18 protein-coding genes are annotated in these 16,452 nt (G+C 29.1%); 13 read left to right on the plus strand and 5 right to left on the minus strand.

Translation table 11 applies throughout. The features are described 5' to 3' along the window. Nucleotides 1-5 precede the first annotated feature (5 nt). The 12 genes from leuS to AJN70_RS02080 are packed head-to-tail and all read left to right on the plus strand — an operon-like array spanning nucleotide 6 to nucleotide 13,116. Entirely contained in the window at nucleotides 6-2,435 is a 2,430-nt protein-coding gene (gene leuS, locus AJN70_RS02025) for a leucine--tRNA ligase (protein WP_002880809.1), read from the plus strand. Next, on the plus strand, nucleotides 2,432-2,944 hold the full coding sequence (lptE, locus tag AJN70_RS02030; protein WP_070286351.1) for an LPS assembly lipoprotein LptE: 513 nt from the start codon (nucleotides 2,432-2,434) through the stop codon (nucleotides 2,942-2,944). Before leuS ends, lptE begins: the two co-directional genes overlap by 4 nt. Beyond that, nucleotides 2,928-4,325 (plus strand): hypothetical protein, encoded by a 1,398-nt coding sequence (locus AJN70_RS02035; RefSeq protein ID WP_044779153.1) that lies wholly within the window; start codon nucleotides 2,928-2,930, stop codon nucleotides 4,323-4,325. Before lptE ends, AJN70_RS02035 begins: the two co-directional genes overlap by 17 nt. Then, nucleotides 4,315-5,475 carry a folylpolyglutamate synthase/dihydrofolate synthase family protein gene (locus tag AJN70_RS02040; protein WP_002880807.1) on the plus strand — a complete coding sequence of 387 codons (1,161 nt, stop codon included), beginning with the start codon at nucleotides 4,315-4,317 and terminating at the stop codon, nucleotides 5,473-5,475. The genes AJN70_RS02035 and AJN70_RS02040 overlap by 11 nt, the downstream gene beginning before the upstream one ends. After that, nucleotides 5,462-6,364, plus strand: coding sequence for a M23 family metallopeptidase (locus tag AJN70_RS02045; protein ID WP_002861810.1), 903 nt, complete (start codon nucleotides 5,462-5,464; stop codon nucleotides 6,362-6,364). Before AJN70_RS02040 ends, AJN70_RS02045 begins: the two co-directional genes overlap by 14 nt. Beyond that, nucleotides 6,301-6,696 carry a polymer-forming cytoskeletal protein gene (locus tag AJN70_RS02050; RefSeq protein ID WP_002861809.1) on the plus strand — a complete coding sequence of 132 codons (396 nt, stop codon included), beginning with the start codon at nucleotides 6,301-6,303 and terminating at the stop codon, nucleotides 6,694-6,696. The genes AJN70_RS02045 and AJN70_RS02050 overlap by 64 nt, the downstream gene beginning before the upstream one ends. Then, a complete protein-coding gene (locus tag AJN70_RS02055; protein ID WP_070295435.1) occupies nucleotides 6,696-9,632 on the plus strand; it encodes a DEAD/DEAH box helicase in 2,937 nt (978 codons plus the stop codon). Before AJN70_RS02050 ends, AJN70_RS02055 begins: the two co-directional genes overlap by 1 nt. A gap of 1 nt (nucleotide 9,633) precedes the next feature. Beyond that, nucleotides 9,634-10,395 (plus strand): ATP-binding protein, encoded by a 762-nt coding sequence (locus AJN70_RS02060; protein ID WP_070295438.1) that lies wholly within the window; start codon nucleotides 9,634-9,636, stop codon nucleotides 10,393-10,395. Continuing rightward, nucleotides 10,392-11,078, plus strand: coding sequence for an endonuclease III domain-containing protein (locus AJN70_RS02065; protein ID WP_070295440.1), 687 nt, complete (start codon nucleotides 10,392-10,394; stop codon nucleotides 11,076-11,078). Before AJN70_RS02060 ends, AJN70_RS02065 begins: the two co-directional genes overlap by 4 nt. Beyond that, nucleotides 11,075-11,887: a bifunctional hydroxymethylpyrimidine kinase/phosphomethylpyrimidine kinase gene (gene thiD / locus AJN70_RS02070; RefSeq protein WP_070287642.1), complete on the plus strand. Its 813-nt coding sequence runs from the start codon at nucleotides 11,075-11,077 to the stop codon at nucleotides 11,885-11,887. The genes AJN70_RS02065 and thiD overlap by 4 nt, the downstream gene beginning before the upstream one ends. Then, nucleotides 11,877-12,509, plus strand: coding sequence for a thiamine phosphate synthase (gene thiE / locus AJN70_RS02075; protein WP_070295443.1), 633 nt, complete (start codon nucleotides 11,877-11,879; stop codon nucleotides 12,507-12,509). The genes thiD and thiE overlap by 11 nt, the downstream gene beginning before the upstream one ends. Continuing rightward, complete coding sequence (locus tag AJN70_RS02080) at nucleotides 12,487-13,116, plus strand: uroporphyrinogen-III synthase (protein WP_070287602.1); 630 nt, start codon at nucleotides 12,487-12,489, stop codon at nucleotides 13,114-13,116. Before thiE ends, AJN70_RS02080 begins: the two co-directional genes overlap by 23 nt. Here the strand turns inward: AJN70_RS02080 and AJN70_RS02085 are convergent. From AJN70_RS02085 to fliW, 5 genes are read right to left on the minus strand one after another with little or no spacing between them, the layout of a single operon-like run. After that, complete coding sequence (locus tag AJN70_RS02085; RefSeq protein ID WP_052793782.1) at nucleotides 13,113-13,565, minus strand: hypothetical protein; 453 nt, start codon at nucleotides 13,563-13,565, stop codon at nucleotides 13,113-13,115. The genes AJN70_RS02080 and AJN70_RS02085 overlap by 4 nt on opposite strands. Then, a complete protein-coding gene (locus tag AJN70_RS02090; protein ID WP_070295445.1) occupies nucleotides 13,562-14,224 on the minus strand; it encodes a hypothetical protein in 663 nt (220 codons plus the stop codon). Before AJN70_RS02090 ends, AJN70_RS02085 begins: the two co-directional genes overlap by 4 nt. Continuing rightward, complete coding sequence (locus AJN70_RS02095; protein ID WP_002861801.1) at nucleotides 14,221-14,523, minus strand: hypothetical protein; 303 nt, start codon at nucleotides 14,521-14,523, stop codon at nucleotides 14,221-14,223. The genes AJN70_RS02090 and AJN70_RS02095 overlap by 4 nt, the downstream gene beginning before the upstream one ends. Next, complete coding sequence (locus AJN70_RS02100) at nucleotides 14,520-15,251, minus strand: pyrroline-5-carboxylate reductase (protein ID WP_002861800.1); 732 nt, start codon at nucleotides 15,249-15,251, stop codon at nucleotides 14,520-14,522. The genes AJN70_RS02095 and AJN70_RS02100 overlap by 4 nt, the downstream gene beginning before the upstream one ends. Next, nucleotides 15,251-15,640 (minus strand): flagellar assembly protein FliW, encoded by a 390-nt coding sequence (gene fliW, locus AJN70_RS02105; RefSeq protein WP_002852982.1) that lies wholly within the window; start codon nucleotides 15,638-15,640, stop codon nucleotides 15,251-15,253. The genes AJN70_RS02100 and fliW overlap by 1 nt, the downstream gene beginning before the upstream one ends. Nucleotides 15,641-15,800: 160 nt before the next feature. On the opposite strand from fliW, the gene bamD reads away from it, so the two are divergent. Further along, the gene (gene bamD / locus AJN70_RS02110) at nucleotides 15,801-16,448 is read left to right on the plus strand and encodes an outer membrane protein assembly factor BamD (RefSeq protein ID WP_002861799.1); all 648 of its coding nucleotides are present in this window, start codon (nucleotides 15,801-15,803) and stop codon (nucleotides 16,446-16,448) included. Nucleotides 16,449-16,452 lie beyond the last annotated feature (4 nt).

The following is a 16,452-nucleotide window of genomic DNA, read 5'->3' on the forward strand; positions in this document are numbered from 1 at the left end:
AATTTATGGCTTATGAAGCAAGTTTAATAGAAAAAAAATGGCAAAAAATTTGGGATGAAAATGAATATTTTGAGCCAAAAGATGACTTAAATTTGCCTAAAAAATATATTTTATCGATGTTTCCTTATCCTAGTGGACGCATTCATATGGGGCATGTAAGAAATTATACTATAGGTGATGCTTTGGCAAGATATTATCGCAAGATAGGTTTTAATGTTTTACATCCTATAGGTTTTGATAGTTTTGGCATGCCTGCTGAAAATGCAGCTATTAAACATAAAATTCATCCTAAGTCATGGACTTATGAAAATATAGCTTATATGAAAAAAGAACTTTTTTCTTTAGGTTTTTCTTTTTCTAAAAAAAGAATGCTTGCTACTTCAGATCCACTTTATACAAAATTTGAGCAAGAATTTTTTATTAAGATGTTTGAAAAAGGTTTGATTTACACTAAAGAAGCAAATGTAAATTGGTGTGAACAAGATCAAACGGTTTTGGCTAATGAGCAAGTTGAAGACGGAAAATGTTGGCGTTGTGGTCATGAAGTGGTGCAGAAAAAAATGCCAGGTTATTATGTAAAAATCACTGCTTATGCTGAGGAACTTTTAAAAGATTTAGAAGAATTAAAAGATAAATGGCCTAATCAAGTTTTAACTATGCAAGAAAATTGGATTGGTAAAAGCGAAGGTTTGGAATTTTCTTTAAATTTAGACGAAGAAAGCAAGCAAAAAACCAAAGAAAGTTCTTTAGAAGTTTTTACTACAAGAGCAGATACAATTTATGGAGTTTCGTATATCGCTTTAGCTCCAGAACATAAAATTGTTCAAAATTTGCTTTCGCAAAATTTATTAAATCAAGATGTATTAAATAAAATCAAAACTATTCAAAATCAAAGCCCAAGAGAAAGACAAAGTTCTGAAAAAGAAGGTTATTTTCTAGGAATTTATGCCATTCATCCTTTAAGCGGAGAAAAAATTCCTTTGTGGGTGGCTAATTTTGTCTTGGCTGATTATGGTAGTGGAGCGGTTATGGCTGTTCCAGCTCATGATGAAAGAGATTTTGAATTTGCAACAAAATATAATCTTGCCATCAAACAAGTTATTCAAACTCAAGAAAATTTACCTTATACGCAAAAATCAGGAAAATTAATTAATAGCCAAGAGTTTGATAATCTTGATTGTAATGAGGCAAGATTAAAAATCATTTCTCAGTTTGAAGCTAAAAATATAGGAAAAAGGGTTGTAAATTTTAAAATTCGTGATTGGGGTGTTTCACGCCAAAGATATTGGGGTGCGCCTATTCCTATGATTAAATGTCAAATTTGTGGTATAGTGCCTCAAAAACTAGAAAATTTACCTATTATCTTACCTGAAGATGTGCAAATTACAGGTGAGGGTAATCCACTTGATAAACATCCAACTTGGAAAAATTGTATTTGTCCTAAATGTGGCAAAGAGGCTCAAAAAGAAAGTGATACTTTAGATACTTTTTTTGAAAGTTCTTGGTATTTTGCACGTTTTGCAAGTGATGAGAGAACTTGGCAGGAAAAAGCTTTAGATGAAAAAAGTGTAAAGTATTGGATGAGTGTGGATCAATATATAGGTGGTATTGAACATGCAATCTTGCATTTACTTTATGCGAGATTTTTCCAAAAAGCTTTAAGAGACTTGGGTTATTTAACACAAAATGAACCTTTTGATAGACTTTTAACTCAGGGTATGGTGTTAAAAGATGGTGCTAAAATGTCAAAATCAAAAGGCAATGTTGTAGATCCTGATGAGATTATAGAAAAATACGGTGCTGATACCGCAAGACTTTTTATACTTTTTGCTGCGCCTCCGGCTAAAGAGCTTGAATGGAATGATGATGCGGTTGAAGGGGCTTATAGATTTATTTGCAAACTCTATGATAGGGCGCAAAATGTTAAAAAAGGTGAGCTTGTAGAATTAAAACAAGAAAATTTAAATAAAGAAGAAAAATATGCAAGATTAAAGGTATATGAAGCTTTGAAAAAATCTTTTGAAGTTTATCATCAAAGTTTTGCTTTCAATACTTTAATTGCAGCTTGCATGGAAGCTTTAAATGCTTTAGCGCTTTGCAAAAATGAAGCTTTGGAGCAAGAGGCTTTTTATATTATTTTAAATATTTTAGAGCCTATTATTCCTCATGTTTGTTTTGAGCTTAGCGAGGAGCTTTTTAAATGTAAAAATTTCAAAAAATTAGAACTTAAAGAAGAGGTTTTTGTAAAAGATACTTTAAATTTAGCTGTAAGTATTAATGGTAAAAAAAGGGCTGAATTTGAAATTTCAAGTAGTGCGAGTAAAGAAGAAATTTTAGCTTTTGCAAAAGAAAATACTGCTAAATGGCTTGAAGGTAAGAGTATAGTTAAAGAAATTTATGTGGAAGGAAAGCTAGTTAATCTAGTGATTAAATGAAAAAGATTTTAATTTTTTGTATAGGTTTATTTTTAGGTGCTTGTGGATATGTTCCTACATCAAAAATCGCTAATAATATTTTCGATGAGAAGGTTTATGTTAATGTTGAATTAAGTCAACAAGACCCAAAAAATAGTATCTATGTTGCCGATACTTTAAAAGAAATGGTAATTTCAAAATTAGGGCGTAAACTTGCTTTAAAACACGAGGCAGATGATGTAATCAATGTTAAAATGAATAATTTAGAATTTATTCCTTTAGCTTATGATAAAAATGGCTATGTCATTAGTTATAAAGCTAAATTAAATTTAGATTTTAATGTTGTCTTTAAAGATGGTTCAAGTCAGGCTTTTACTACAAGTGGAAGTTATAATTTTGAAATTTCTCCAAATAGTATTATTAGTGATTCTGCAAGGTATGAGGCTATTCGAGCAGCTTCAAGCGAGGCATTTGATGAGTTTATTTCCGTAATTGCTATTAAAGGGCAAAAACGTGATTCCAAATACTAATGAAATAGCAAAGCAAACTTTAATTGCATTAAAAGAAAGAAAACTAAAACCAACTCCTGAAAATTATACGGAAATTTTTGAAGAACTATCTTTAAAATATGGTATCACAAGCTCAAATAAAGCTAAACTTGACAAATACAAAACCTTACTTTTACCGATTTATCAACAAGAATTAAATTCTAAAACTATAAGAAGTTTAGAAGAACTAATTAGTTTTTTAATTTCTGTTTTAAATAGACAAAGCGGAAAACAATTTAGTGAATTTTTTGATTTTTTATATACCATATCTAAAACTTTGCAAATAAGTAAGGATAAAAAGATAAGAGATTTGGCTAAGGTGACTTCGATTAGAATTTCTAAAACTATGGATAGTGAAAGTATTTACTTGCTTACCAAAAAATGGAAAGAGCTTGAAAGAAATTATGATGAAAATAATTTAGAAGAACAAGCTCGTAAATATGGCATTAGTAAATATGATGATTATGATAGCGTGATTAAAAAACTCTTAGTTAAACTTGAAGAGCGTAGTTATGAGCACTTTAGTGAATTATTATGCTTGGGTTTAAATCCTTCATTGGTGGAAGATTTAAAAATTCAAGGTTTTATACAAAATTTAACACAAAAACCTTTTATAATAGGCGAAGAAAATTTTAAGAACGAATTAATGGAATTTATCAATCATCGCATAATGGTTGATAATATGTATGTCCAAAAAAATTTAAATTTTTTTAATGATAATCTAAAAAAAATCTATGAATTGCTTGTTTTGCTTAATAAATCGAATGAACAAAACATGGATTTTATTAATACCTTAAAACCAGATGAAAATGGGGAAGTAAAACTTAGTTTTGAGGATTTAAAACTAAAATTTAAACAACTTGGAGAAAAAATTACATCTTTAAATAATCAAATTGAATTCACGCAAAGTTTGGAGGAGAGAGAGGCTTGGAGTGTTCTTAAAGAGCTTGATAAAATGGATGAAAATTTTAATAAGTATAAAGTTAATTATTCTTTAGCTTTATTTTCTATAGTAAATTACCGTTTCATTATGGAAAAATATGGTATGGGAAGTTTGAATGAAATTTTTGTTCGATTTAAAAAAATTTTAAAAGATTCTTGTAGCGAATTTGATGAACTGTGGATGATAGATGAAAAGAGTTATTTGATTGTTTCGCCAGGAAAAAGTAAAGATGAAATTACACAGCTTGTAAATACAAATCTTAAAACTATAGAAAATTTTAGATTTATTTATAAGCAAGATATTATAACTCCTAAAATTCAAGTGGCTTATCTTGATAAGCAAAGTAAGCCAAGTATTAATATTTTAGACGAGTTAATAAAGCAAATTACAGCGGTTAATGAGCAATATAATGAAAGTTGAGAATTTTTTAGCCCAAAAAAGTATAAATTACGATAAAATTGACCGTTTTTTGATGTTTAGAATGTATGAAAAATATAAGAAATGTTTTAAAAATATTCCTATAATCCAACTTATAGGCACAAACGGTAAAGGTAGCACGGGCAGATATTTAACTCAACTTTTAGAAAATTTAAATTATAAAATAGGGCATTATACTAGCCCGCACATTTTCAGTTTTAATGAAAGATTTTATCTTGATGGTAAGATTGCAAATGATGAAGAATTAGATCAAGCGCATATAAGACTTGAAGAAATTTTTAAACAAGACTTGCAAAAATTAAGTTATTTCGAATATGCTACTTTTTTAGCTATGATTTTATTTCAAAAATGCGATTTCATTGTTTTAGAAGCAGGGGTGGGTGGAGAATATGATGCTACTTCTGTTTTTGAAAGAAGAATGAATATTTTTACAAGAATTGGATTTGACCATGTTCAAATTTTGGGTAATTCTTTAGAAGATATTGCAAGAACCAAGCTTAAAATTATGGCACCTATAGCACTTATAAGTGATGAGCAAGAGCAAAATGTTTTAAACTTAGCAAAAAAAATTGCTTTTTTAAAAAAAGCTGATTTGCAAGTTTCTTCCTTAAATCCTTTTTTGAAAGAAAATTTTGAGATTTATTGTAAAAAGTTTGTTTTACCTTGTTTTTTAAAGCATAATTTAAAGCTTGCATTAAAGGCTTGTGAAATTTTAACTTCGCAAGAAAAAACCTTAGAAGCTTTAAAAAAGTTACAAGAGTTAAATTTACAAGGAAGATGCCAAGAAATTTCTCCAAATTTTTTTGTTGATGTGGGTCATAATCCCATGGCTGCTAAGGCTATGCTTGATAAATTTCAAGGAGAAAAAATAAATCTTATTTATAATGCTTATTTGGATAAGGATATTTTTCAAATTTTAAATGCATTAAAGCCTATTATTGATACAATACAAATATATAAATATAAAAGTGCAGAACGAAAGCTGGCTGATGATGAAATTTATAGTATTGCATCAAAGCTAGGCATACAATGTAAAGAATTTGTAAAATTAGAAGAAAATAAAAAAAATCTAGTTTTTGGCTCTTTTATGCTGGTAGAAAATTTTTTAAAGGAGTGGTGTGGTAAAAAATAAATTCACTATTACCATTACAGATATTAACGGTTCAAGACATTTTTATTTAAATCAAATAATCAAAAAAATAGTTTTTTATACTATTGCTTTTATTGTTTTATTTTTAGTTTTTAGTGGTTTTTATATCAAATATCTCGATAGCAAACTTAGTGATATCAGTGAAAAGCGTGAGGAGCTTTTGAAAAAAAGCAAAGAATTGGAATTATCTAATTCGCAAATGCAAAAAAGCATAGAAGAAAAAACTCAGCAGTATGCAGCTATAGAAGATAAAATAGCTTCTTTTGAAGAGGCTTTGGGCTTAGAAGCAGAAAATAATCTTACAATTAGTGCAAGACTTGATAATCTTCAGCTTACCAATGAGCAGCAGCTTGGAATTTTGGGGCAAATTCCTAATGGATGGCCTATTGAAAATAAAGGCATTACAGGAAATTTTGGCTGGAGAGAGCATCCGCTTTTAAAAAGAAGGGAATTTCATCCTGGTATTGATTTAAGAGCAGAAATTGGTACTCCTATTTATGCACCAGCAAGTGGAGTAGTGGAATTTTCAGGTTATAGTGATAATGGCTATGGCTATAATGTAATTTTATTGCATAATTTTGGTTTTAAAACAGTATTTGCTCATATGATGCGCAAAGAAGTAGTCAAAGCAGGTCAATTTGTTAGCAAGGGGCAGTTGATAGGTTATAGTGGCAATACAGGTCTTTCTACGGGACCGCATTTGCACTATGAGGTAAGGTTTATTAATAAAACTTTAGAACCTTTGTATTTTTTAAATTTGCAAAGAAAAAATATGAATGATTTTTTTAATCAAGAAAGGAGAGTTCCATGGCAATCTTTAATAAAGGCGGTATCAGCCCAACATCCAGTCCTAGCTCAGAAACAACAGTAATTTCTTCAGGTGCGAGAATTGAGGGTAAATTTTATTTTGCTTCTATGCTTCATGTCGATGGAGAGTTAAGTGGTATTATTCATTCTGAAAGCATTGTAGTTATCGGAAAAAATGGAAATTTAAAAGGTGAATTACAAGCAGATAAAATTGTAGTAAATGGGTATTTTGAAGGGCAACTTGAGGCCAATAGTTTAGAAATTTTAGCGGGCGGAGTTGTTAATGGCGATATTTCAACGCAAAAAATTTCTATAGAAAATGGCGGTCGCTTTAATGGAACTAGTAAAATTAAAGAAGATACTATCAAACTTATTGAAAATAACAACGAAGAATAATGCAAGCTTCATTTTATGAATACCTACAAAATCCAAAAATTTGTGAACTTTTGCTTTGTAAAGATGAAAAACAAGCAGATTTGCTCGCTCAAGTTTCACGATTTAAGGGTTTAAAAACCTTTGTTTTACCTGATTTTAGAGCGCAGTTTGGAGATGATTTAAGGGCTTTTTCCAAAGAACTTTTTAATCTTTGCAAGATTTTAAATGCTTATCATAAAGAAGAAGAAAAAAAAATCCTTATTTCTCCTTTAAATACTGTTTTAAAAAAACTTCCTTCAAAAAAACATTTGCAAAATTATTATATCGATAAAAAACAAAATTTTGATTTGAAATGTTTTGAAGATGAAATTTCAAGATTGGGATACGAATTTGTAGATATAGTTCAGGATAAAGGTGAAATTTCAATTCGTGCGGATATTATTGATATTTTTTGTATCAATGAAGAAAATCCTATTAGAATTTTACTTTTTGGCGAAGAGATTGAAAGCATAAGATATTTTGATTTGCAAAGTCAAAAGTCTATTCCTAATGAACTAGAACATTTTGAAATTTGTCCTTTTTTAAAATATTTTGACAAAGAAAATTATGAAATTTTTAAGGACAAATTAGAAGATTTTCAAAGTGATACTTTAATACATGATATCAATTCTTTAGGGTTTTGGTGTATTGATGATTTTTTTGATTATTTAGAACTTGATTTTTTAGCTTGTGAAAAGTTTGATATTAACGAATATGAAAAAGATATAAGTTTTGTGAATGCAAAAATTTTACCTCAAGCTAAAAAATTTAAAGAATTGCAAAGTTCTTACAATAAAGATTTTTTTGAATTTCATAAAAATAAAAAAATCACACTTTTAGCTAAAAACGAAGCTTTGTTTAAAGCTTTGGAGCTTGAAGATACTCAAAATATCCATTTTGTAAAAAGTGATTTAAGGCTTAATCTTATTAGTCCTGAAGAGCTAATCATTTCTTTAAATCAAAAAGAAAAACAAAAAACAAGAAAAAAAGCTAGTTTGATTATAGATGAGCTTAAAAATGGGGATTATATAGTACACGAAGATTATGGGGTAGGTAAATTTTTAGGTCTTGAGATGATAGTGATAAGCGGAGCAAAAAAAGAGTTTGTTGCTATAGAGTATCAAAATTCTGACAAGCTTTTATTACCAGTGGAAAATCTTTATTTGATTGATAAATATTTGGGCGTGAGTGGATCTATTCCAAGCTTAGATAAACTAGGTAAAACAACCTTTATTAAACTTAAAGAAAAATTAAAAACTAAACTTTTAGCCATAGCTTCTGAAATTGTTATTATGGCAGCTAAAAGATCTTTAGTGCAAGCAAAAAAAATTACAGTGGATTTAAATAGACAAGCTGATTTTATAGCTAGTGCGGGTTTTGTTTATACAAGTGATCAAGATAAAGCCTGTCATGAAATTTTGCAAGATTTTCAAAGTGGAAAAGTCATGGATAGGCTTTTAAGCGGTGATGTGGGTTTTGGAAAAACTGAAGTTGCTATGAATGCTATTTATCCAGTAGTTAAAAGTGGATTTTGCGCATTTTTATTTGCGCCTACGACTTTGCTTTCTCATCAGCATTATAAAACCTTAAAAAAGCGTTTTGATCCTTTTGATATAAAGGTTTTTAAACTGGATCGCTTTACAAGTAGTGCAGAAAAAAAACAAGTTTTACAAAATTTAAAAGAAAATAAAGCTTGTGTAGTTGTAGGAACTCATGCACTTTTAAGTGTAGAATGTGAAAATTTAGCCCTTGTTATTATTGATGAAGAGCATAAATTTGGAGTGAAGCAAAAAGAAAAGCTTAAAGAAATCACTCAAAATTCACATATTTTATCCATGTCAGCAACCCCTATACCAAGAAGCTTAAATCAAGCTTTAAGTTCTATAAAATCTTATAGTGTTTTGCAAACTCCACCAGAAGATAGAATGGATGTAAGAACTTTTGTCAAAGAAAATGATGACGCACTTTTAAAAGAAGCTATAGCAAGAGAGTTAAGACGCGGTGGGCAAATTTTTTATATTCATAATCATATTGCAAGTATAGAGCAATGTAAAAAACATTTATTAGAACTTTTTTCTACTTTGCGTATTTTGATTTTACATTCTAAAATCGATGCCAAGATGCAAGAAGAAGAAATGTTGAAATTTGAAAACAAAGAATATGATTTGCTTTTAAGTACCTCTATCGTAGAAAGTGGGATTGATTTACCTAATGCAAATACTATCATAGTAGAAAAAAGCGATCGTTTTGGTATGGCTGATTTGCACCAATTGCGTGGGCGTGTAGGAAGAAGTGATAAGCAAGGTTATTGTTATTTTTTAATCGAAGATAAAAATGCTATCACAAAAGATGCTTTAAAGCGTCTAGTTTCTTTAGAAAGTAATTCTTTTTTAGGCGCAGGTTCTGTTTTGGCTTATCATGATCTTGAAATTCGTGGCGGTGGAAATTTATTAGGCGTAGATCAAAGTGGACATATCGAGCAAATTGGATATAGTTTATATCTTAAAATGTTAGAAGATGAACTTAATGCTTTAAGTAAAAATGAAGTGGATCAAAAAGAAAATAAACTTGATTTAAAACTCAATGTTAATGCCTTTTTAAATAGTGAGCTTATCAGCGAAGATCGCTTAAGATTAGAACTTTATAGAAGACTTAGCAAGTGTGAGCAAGTTCATGAGGTTTATGAGATCGAAGGTGAAATTGAAGATCGCTTTGGAAAACTTGACGTTTATACTAAGCAATTTTTATCTTTGATTATTATTAAAATTTTAGCTTTAAATAAATTTAAAAGTATTAGCAACTATGAGCAAAATATTCAATTTACTGCTTTAAATGATGAAAAAGAACTCATCAAAGCAAAAAGCAAAGACGATGATGATATTTTAGAGGCAATTTTAACGCATTTAAGAAAGGCTTAAAATGGATTGGAATAAAACTTATGCAGCAATTTATAGAGCAAGAAAAGACTATTTAAAGCCTATTTTTGAAATCGATCCTATTGCTTTAAAAGATTTAGTAGGTATGGAAAAACAAAAAAAAGCACTTTATGAAAATACTTTAAATTTCATTCAAAACAAAGGGGCAAATCACGCACTTTTATGGGGATCTAAGGGTACTGGAAAATCAAGTTTAATTAAGGCTATATTTAACGAATTTAAAGATCAGGGCTTAAGACTTGTTGAATTAAATAAAGAAGATTTATTTGCCTTAGCAGATATCATCGATGAAATCAGATTAGAAAATTTTAAATTCATACTTTTTTGTGATGATTTTTCTTTTGAGAAGGGAGATGATAGTTATAAATTTTTAAAACCTTTACTTGAGGGAAGCATAGAAAAAGCCCCAAATAATGTAATTATTTATGCGAGTTCAAATCGTAGGCATTTATTAAGTGAAAGCATTGCTGATAATCTTGATACGCAAATTGCACATACAGAACTTTATTTAAGCGATGCTGCTGAAGAAAGATTAAGCTTGAGTGATAGATTTGGTTTGTGGTTAAGTTTTTATCAAGGAAATTTAGAAGAGTATTTAAAGATGATAGATTTTTATTTTAAAGATTATTCTTGTGATAAAGAGCTTTTACACGCTAAAGCTAAAGAATTTACTACTCTAAGAGCAAGTAGAAGTGGTCGTACTGTGAAGCAATTTTATTTGGCTTTTAAGGAGAATTTTAAATGACTGGAGCGCAAATTTTTACCAAGCTTTTAAATTTGGATTTAAATTATCATGATTTTGATTGGCTTGAAAATCAAGGATTGAGTGAATTTGAGCTTTTAATTTCTGTGATTTTAACTCAAAATACAAATTGGAAAAATGTCTTAAAAGCTTTAGACAATTTAAAAAAAGAAAATATTGCAAGCTTAGAACAAATCAATACTTTATCCAATTTAGAACTTGCAACTTTAATTAAGCCTAGCGGATTTTACAACACCAAAGCCAAGCGTTTAAAAGGCTTGGTAGAAAGTATCATAAACACTTATAAAAATTTAGAAAATTTTAAAACAAATGTAAGCAGAGAGTGGCTTTTAAATATCAAAGGTTTGGGTTTTGAAAGTGTTGATGGTATTTTAAATTATCTTTGCAAAAGAGAGATTTTGGTTGTAGATAATTATAGTTTGCGTTTGGCTTTTCACTTAGGCTATGAGTTTGAAAATTATGAAGAATTAAGAGAATTTTTTCAAAGTGGTATAGAGAGTGAGCAAGAAAATTTGTGTAAAATTTTAGGGAGAAAATGCGAACTTTACGAACTTTATCAAATTTTTCATGCTTTGATTGTAGCTTTTGCAAAACAGAGTTTTAAAGGACAAAAATTAAGCCCTAAGGGTGAAGAATGGATCAAAATTTTAAAGGAAGATTTATGAAAGCAAAAGGAAGTGAACTTATACCTGTTTTAACTATAGCAGGGAGTGATTGTAGTGGTGGAGCAGGGATACAAGCCGATCTTAAAACCTTTAGTGCGCACAATCTTTTTGGTATGAGTGTGGTTTTAAGTGTGGTAGCTGAAAATACCGCAAGGGTGATTTCTGTACACGATATACCTACTCAAAGCGTAGATGAACAAATGCTTGCCGTATTTGAAGATATAGTGCCAAAGGCAACTAAAATCGGAATGATAGGTTCTTGTGAATTAATGAGCTGTGTAGCTAAAAATTTAAGCGAGTTTAAACCTCAAAATGTAGTGATCGATCCTGTAATGTTTGCTAAAAATGGCTATGCTTTAATGCCGCAAGAAAATTGTGATTTTTTCAAGCAAACCATAGTAAAATTTGCAGACATTCTTACGCCTAATATTCCTGAAGCAGAGTTTTTATGCGGTTTTAAGATCGCTAATAAAGAGCAGATGATAAAAGCAGCTAAACATTTATGCAGCTTGGGGGCTAAGGCGGTTTTACTTAAAGGCGGACATAGTGAAGAAAATGCCAATGATGTGCTTTATGATGGAAAAGAAATTTATATTTTAAAAGGCGAACGCATAGAAACTAAAAATACTCACGGTACAGGTTGTACGCTTTCTTCGGCTATTGCTAGTAATTTAGCTAAAGGCAAGGATTTATTTTATGCTGTTAGTGAGGCTAAAGAATATGTAAGAAATGCGATTTATTATTCACTCAATCTTGGAAAAGGTTGTGGTCCTACAAATCATTTTTTCAAGTTTTTAGATGAAAAATAAATTAGATCTTAGCCTTTATTTAGTTGCTTCTCAGGGAAATAAAAGCGAGGAGTGTTTTTTAAATACTTTAGAAAATGCTATAAAAGGTGGAGTAAGTATCATACAACTTCGTGAAAAAGAGCTTAATGCAAGAGAATTTTATAAACTAGGTTTAAAGGTACAAAAACTTTGCAAGGCTTATAAAATACCTTTTTTGATTAACGATAGAGTGGACATAGCTTTAGCCTTAGATGCTGATGGGGTGCATTTAGGACAGGAAGATTTAGAAGTAAAACTAGCTAGAAAGCTTTTAGGAGATGAAAAAATCATAGGCTTAAGCCTTAAAAAACTAGAACAACTTGAGTTCATACAAGGAGCAAATTATTTAGGTTGTGGAGCTATCAAGGCAACGCCTACTAAAGAAAGTTCGCTTTTAAGCCTTGAGCTTTTAAGCCAAATTTGTGATAAAAGTCCTATAGGGGTTGTAGCTATAGGAGGGGTTGATAAAGCAGTGCTTGATGAGTTAAAGGGTATAAATTTAAGCGGCGTGGCTGTGGTTAGGGCGATCATGGATGCTAAAGATGCTTTTTTGGCAGCTAAAGAGTTAAAGCGTAAAATCTATGAAAATTTACCTTTTAAATGAAACTCCTTTTAAAGGGGTGGAAAATCTTATTTTAAATGAGATTATTTTTTACGATTTTAGTGTGGATTTAAGTTTATATGATGCTTTAATCTGCACCTCAAAAAATGCTTTAAAAGCTTTACAACATGCAAAAACCACTTTAAATTTTAAACTCAATTTATACGCTGTAGGACAAAGTACAGCTCAATACGCTAAAAATTTAGGTTTTAAAAAGATTAAAATTCCATCAAAGGCTTATGGAAAAGATCTTTTTCTTGAATTTAAAGAGGAATTAAAAACGCAAAAATGTTTGTATTTAAGGGCTAAAAATATTGTTTCAACTTTAAATTTAGATCTTAAAAATGTAGGTGTGGATTTAGATGAAGTGATTGTTTATGAAAATGTTTTTAAAAAAGGTGACAAAAAACTTACTCATCCTGCTATTTTTATATTTACCTCTCCTTTAAGTGTAGAAAATTTTTTAAAATTTTATAGCTTAAAAGAAGAAGATAAGGTTGTAGTTATAGGACAAAGCACAGCAAAGAAGCTTTTAAATTTTAAAAATCTTTATATATGCGAAAATCAAAGTCTTTTAGAGTGTGTTAAGCTTGCTAAGACTTTGGTTTAATTTTTTAAATTCCAAAAATTTTCTTTGGGATAAATAATAATGCTTTTTGTGAGTAAAATTTCATCATTGACGTTTTTATCACGATTTAAAGCAATGCTAATGTGGGCTATAATAACACCATCTTTGCTTAAATTTGCATCGGGATTAAAGTTGGAAAATTTAAAATTAACACATTGTACAATAGGATAAAAATATTTTATTTTAATCAAAGCTTTTGTGTAATTAAAATATATATTATCTAAACATTCTTTATTTTCTTGCTTTGCTTGATATAAAAAATATTTAGAAAATTGTGTTGCATTATGACTTAAAATTTGAGCTTGAAGGTAGTAATAACTATCTTGGATTATTTTTGGAGTGTAGCTAGATATGTTTAAGGTCAAGCTCATCCATAGACTTATTAGTAGTATTAAAAAAATTGTCCAAATTAAAACATAAGCTTTTTTCATAGTAAAATTCTTTTTTCAAGACAATATTTTGCTTGTCTTTTTAGGCAAATTTTTAATTTATTGTTTTGCAGGTTAAATGAGCTTATGTTTTTAGAAATTAATCCTTGTTGGTTTAATTGTTCATTAAATTTTGGCTTTATTTCATATATAAGTTCTCCATTTTGCAATTTGATAACTAATTGAGCTTGCAAAGGAATAAAACTACCTGTAAAATTTGCAGATATACCATTTTCTAAGATGAATATTTTTTCAACCTTATTAATTTTATAAGCATAGCCAATATGTTCATTGTCATTATATAAATCTTTTCTATTTTGGAGTTGTGTTTTAAAATCAGAATGAGGTGAATAAAGTGTATGATTATTTTCTAAAATAAGAGCAGAGTTAATAAGATAAAGTTTATTATCTTTTAGGCTAATTAACTCATCTTTTAAAAGACATTTTAATGTATTTTGTGAAAATGTAATATTAATACAATTTTGTATTAATTTTTCTATTTTAAGCAAGTTTAAATGTGTTTGAGTGATAAAATTGTTTGTATGTAAAGCAGTGAAATTTAAATGATAAAAATCCATTAAAGGTTTTGAAAGTAAGCTAGCTATAAAAGTAAAAAGTATTAGTGATATTGTAAGTTCAAAAAGTGTAAAAGCTTTGCTCATTCTTTAAAATAAACACTATAATTTTGATCTTGAAAATATAATTTTTGAAATTGAAATATACCATCATTAACAAACTGTTCTTGTAAAATTATAGGTTTTAAGGCTGAAGTTTGAAGTATGATGGTTTTAAAAATGGGCTTTTCATATAATTCTTCTTGAAGTTTATAGAGTCTTTCAAAAATATTTAAATTTTCATAGTTTTTGTAAAGTTGAGTATAGTAATAAAAAATACCAATGAAAATTAAAGATATGATCGTTATAGCACTAATACTTTCTATAAGTATGAAAGCCTTTTTCATTTAGCGCTGCTAGCATTTATGGCTTCAAAAAAACTTCCGCGAATTCCTTTTTGTTCGAGTATTTTTATGCCTTTTATTGTAACTCCGCCAGGGGAGCAAATATTTTCTTTGATAATAGCTGGATGTTCATGTTCTAGTAAAGTACTAGAGCTTTTAAATAAAGAGCGCGTAAGATTGAGACTAAGTTCTTTTGACAAACCTTCATAAACTCCAGCATTAGCAATACTTTCTGCTATAAGTGCTAAAAAAGCAGGAGCGCAGCCGCTAATCGCCATAGCTGCATTCATTTGTATTTCATTATCTAATTTATAAGCCGAGCCAAAAGTTTTTAAAATGTCTAAAATTTCATTTTCAAAATGAGAGTTTTTAAGTATATATGGTGTGGTTGAAGCCTTGTATTTAGCTGCTGTATTAGGCATTATTCTAACATAATTTTGAGCTTTGATGGTTTGTAGTTTTTCAAAATCAACATTGGCTAAAACAGAGATTAAGATACGTGCTTGTCCTTTTAGCATTTGAGCAATATTTTCTAAAGCATAGGGTTTAAATGCTAAAATAACATCTTTACCTTCTATGTTAAAATCTTTGTAAAGTAAGGTTTTAAAGCCTTCTTTGGTGAGGGCTTGAAGTTTTTCTATGCTTCTTCCTACTATACAAATTTCATAATTATCTTTTAATCCATAGGCTAAGGCTGTTGCCATAGCTCCATTTGCAAGTATATAGAGCATTATTTTTTAATATAATTAGCAATTTGATCAGCTTGAAAAAAGTCCGGATAATTAACTGTATCTAGTATCACTTGTACCATAGTATTATTATCAAGATTAATGACTACTGGAGCTAGAAAATTCACTGTCGATTCTTCAATGCTTTTTGCTATGGCTACTATATTAAAAATTTTCATATTAGATTCAGGTGTTAAAGAAAGAAGCTCTTGATAATAAGTTGGTATATCAAATTCATAATCAGGTCTAATTAAATAAGGATTAATTAAAACAAAAGAAAAGTCTTTACCATCAAGACTTTTAAGTCTTACAAATACTTCATCGATAGTTGAAAATTCCATATTTTTGGTTTCTTCAAAACCTAAGATAGGGCATTTAACAGCTAGGGTCATGTTTTCTCCTCAAGTTATAATGTTTAATATTTTAACATAAAATAAGCAATAATCATTCCAAAATTTTAAATTATTTAATTAATTTTATTATAATTTTAGAAGAACATAATTATAAAATCGTTAAAATATAGATTTTTGAGAATATAAATCAAGGTGAAGTATGAAAAAAGGTATTTTTTTATTGGTTTTTTTAAGTGTTTTTTTTAATGCGTGTAGTACGAAAAATGATGAAGGTTTATACAATCTTAGTGCTAGTGAGTGGTATAAGCAAATTATTAAAGATTTACAGGACAAGGATTTGGAAAAAGCCGATGATCATTATAATGGCATGGCAAGTGAGCACATTGCCGATCCTTTATTGGAAACTACTTTAATTATTTTAGCACAAGCTCATATGGATGAAGAGGAATATAAGTTAGCTGAATTTTATTTAGATGAATATAATAAAAAATTTGGAAATTCACGCAATGCTGATTATATTCGCTATCTTAAAATTAAAGCAAAATTTGATGCATTTGCAGTGCCAAATCGTAATCAGGCTTTAATGCTTGAAAGCCAAAAAGAAATAGATACTTTTTTGAAAGATTATCCTTATACAGAATATGAACCTTTGGTTCAGACAATGCTTACAAAATTTAATTTAGCGGTTTTTTATCTTAATAGTACTATAGAAAATCTATACCAGCGCATAGGACATGATGAAAGTGCACAAATTTATAAACAAAGACTTCAAGAAAGTGAATTTTATCAGCAAAGTATTATCAAACCTGAGCTTCCTTGGTATAGAAGTATATTTGAAAGATTTTAATAAA

The organism is Campylobacter sp. BCW_4341, from assembly GCF_001764255.1.
GTDB lineage: Bacteria > Campylobacterota > Campylobacteria > Campylobacterales > Campylobacteraceae > Campylobacter_D > Campylobacter_D jejuni.

Bases quoted from the DNA above. Each gene is read 5' to 3' on its own strand.
- leuS (WP_002880809.1), top strand. From the start codon at position 6: ATGGCTTATGAAGCAAGTTTAATAGAAAAAAAATGGCAAAAAATTTGG.
- lptE (WP_070286351.1), top strand. From the start codon at position 2,432: ATGAAAAAGATTTTAATTTTTTGTATAGGTTTATTTTTAGGTGCTTGT.
- AJN70_RS02040 (WP_002880807.1), top strand. From the start codon at position 4,315: ATGAAAGTTGAGAATTTTTTAGCCCAAAAAAGTATAAATTACGATAAA.
- AJN70_RS02050 (WP_002861809.1), top strand. From the start codon at position 6,301: ATGGCAATCTTTAATAAAGGCGGTATCAGCCCAACATCCAGTCCTAGC.
- AJN70_RS02055 (WP_070295435.1), top strand. From the start codon at position 6,696: ATGCAAGCTTCATTTTATGAATACCTACAAAATCCAAAAATTTGTGAA.
- AJN70_RS02060 (WP_070295438.1), top strand. From the start codon at position 9,634: ATGGATTGGAATAAAACTTATGCAGCAATTTATAGAGCAAGAAAAGAC.
- AJN70_RS02065 (WP_070295440.1), top strand. From the start codon at position 10,392: ATGACTGGAGCGCAAATTTTTACCAAGCTTTTAAATTTGGATTTAAAT.
- thiD (WP_070287642.1), top strand. From the start codon at position 11,075: ATGAAAGCAAAAGGAAGTGAACTTATACCTGTTTTAACTATAGCAGGG.
- thiE (WP_070295443.1), top strand. From the start codon at position 11,877: ATGAAAAATAAATTAGATCTTAGCCTTTATTTAGTTGCTTCTCAGGGA.
- AJN70_RS02080 (WP_070287602.1), top strand. From the start codon at position 12,487: ATGAAAATTTACCTTTTAAATGAAACTCCTTTTAAAGGGGTGGAAAAT.
- AJN70_RS02085 (WP_052793782.1), bottom strand. From the start codon at position 13,565: ATGAAAAAAGCTTATGTTTTAATTTGGACAATTTTTTTAATACTACTA.
- AJN70_RS02090 (WP_070295445.1), bottom strand. From the start codon at position 14,224: ATGAGCAAAGCTTTTACACTTTTTGAACTTACAATATCACTAATACTT.
- AJN70_RS02095 (WP_002861801.1), bottom strand. From the start codon at position 14,523: ATGAAAAAGGCTTTCATACTTATAGAAAGTATTAGTGCTATAACGATC.
- AJN70_RS02100 (WP_002861800.1), bottom strand. From the start codon at position 15,251: ATGCTCTATATACTTGCAAATGGAGCTATGGCAACAGCCTTAGCCTAT.
- fliW (WP_002852982.1), bottom strand. From the start codon at position 15,640: ATGACCCTAGCTGTTAAATGCCCTATCTTAGGTTTTGAAGAAACCAAA.
- bamD (WP_002861799.1), top strand. From the start codon at position 15,801: ATGAAAAAAGGTATTTTTTTATTGGTTTTTTTAAGTGTTTTTTTTAAT.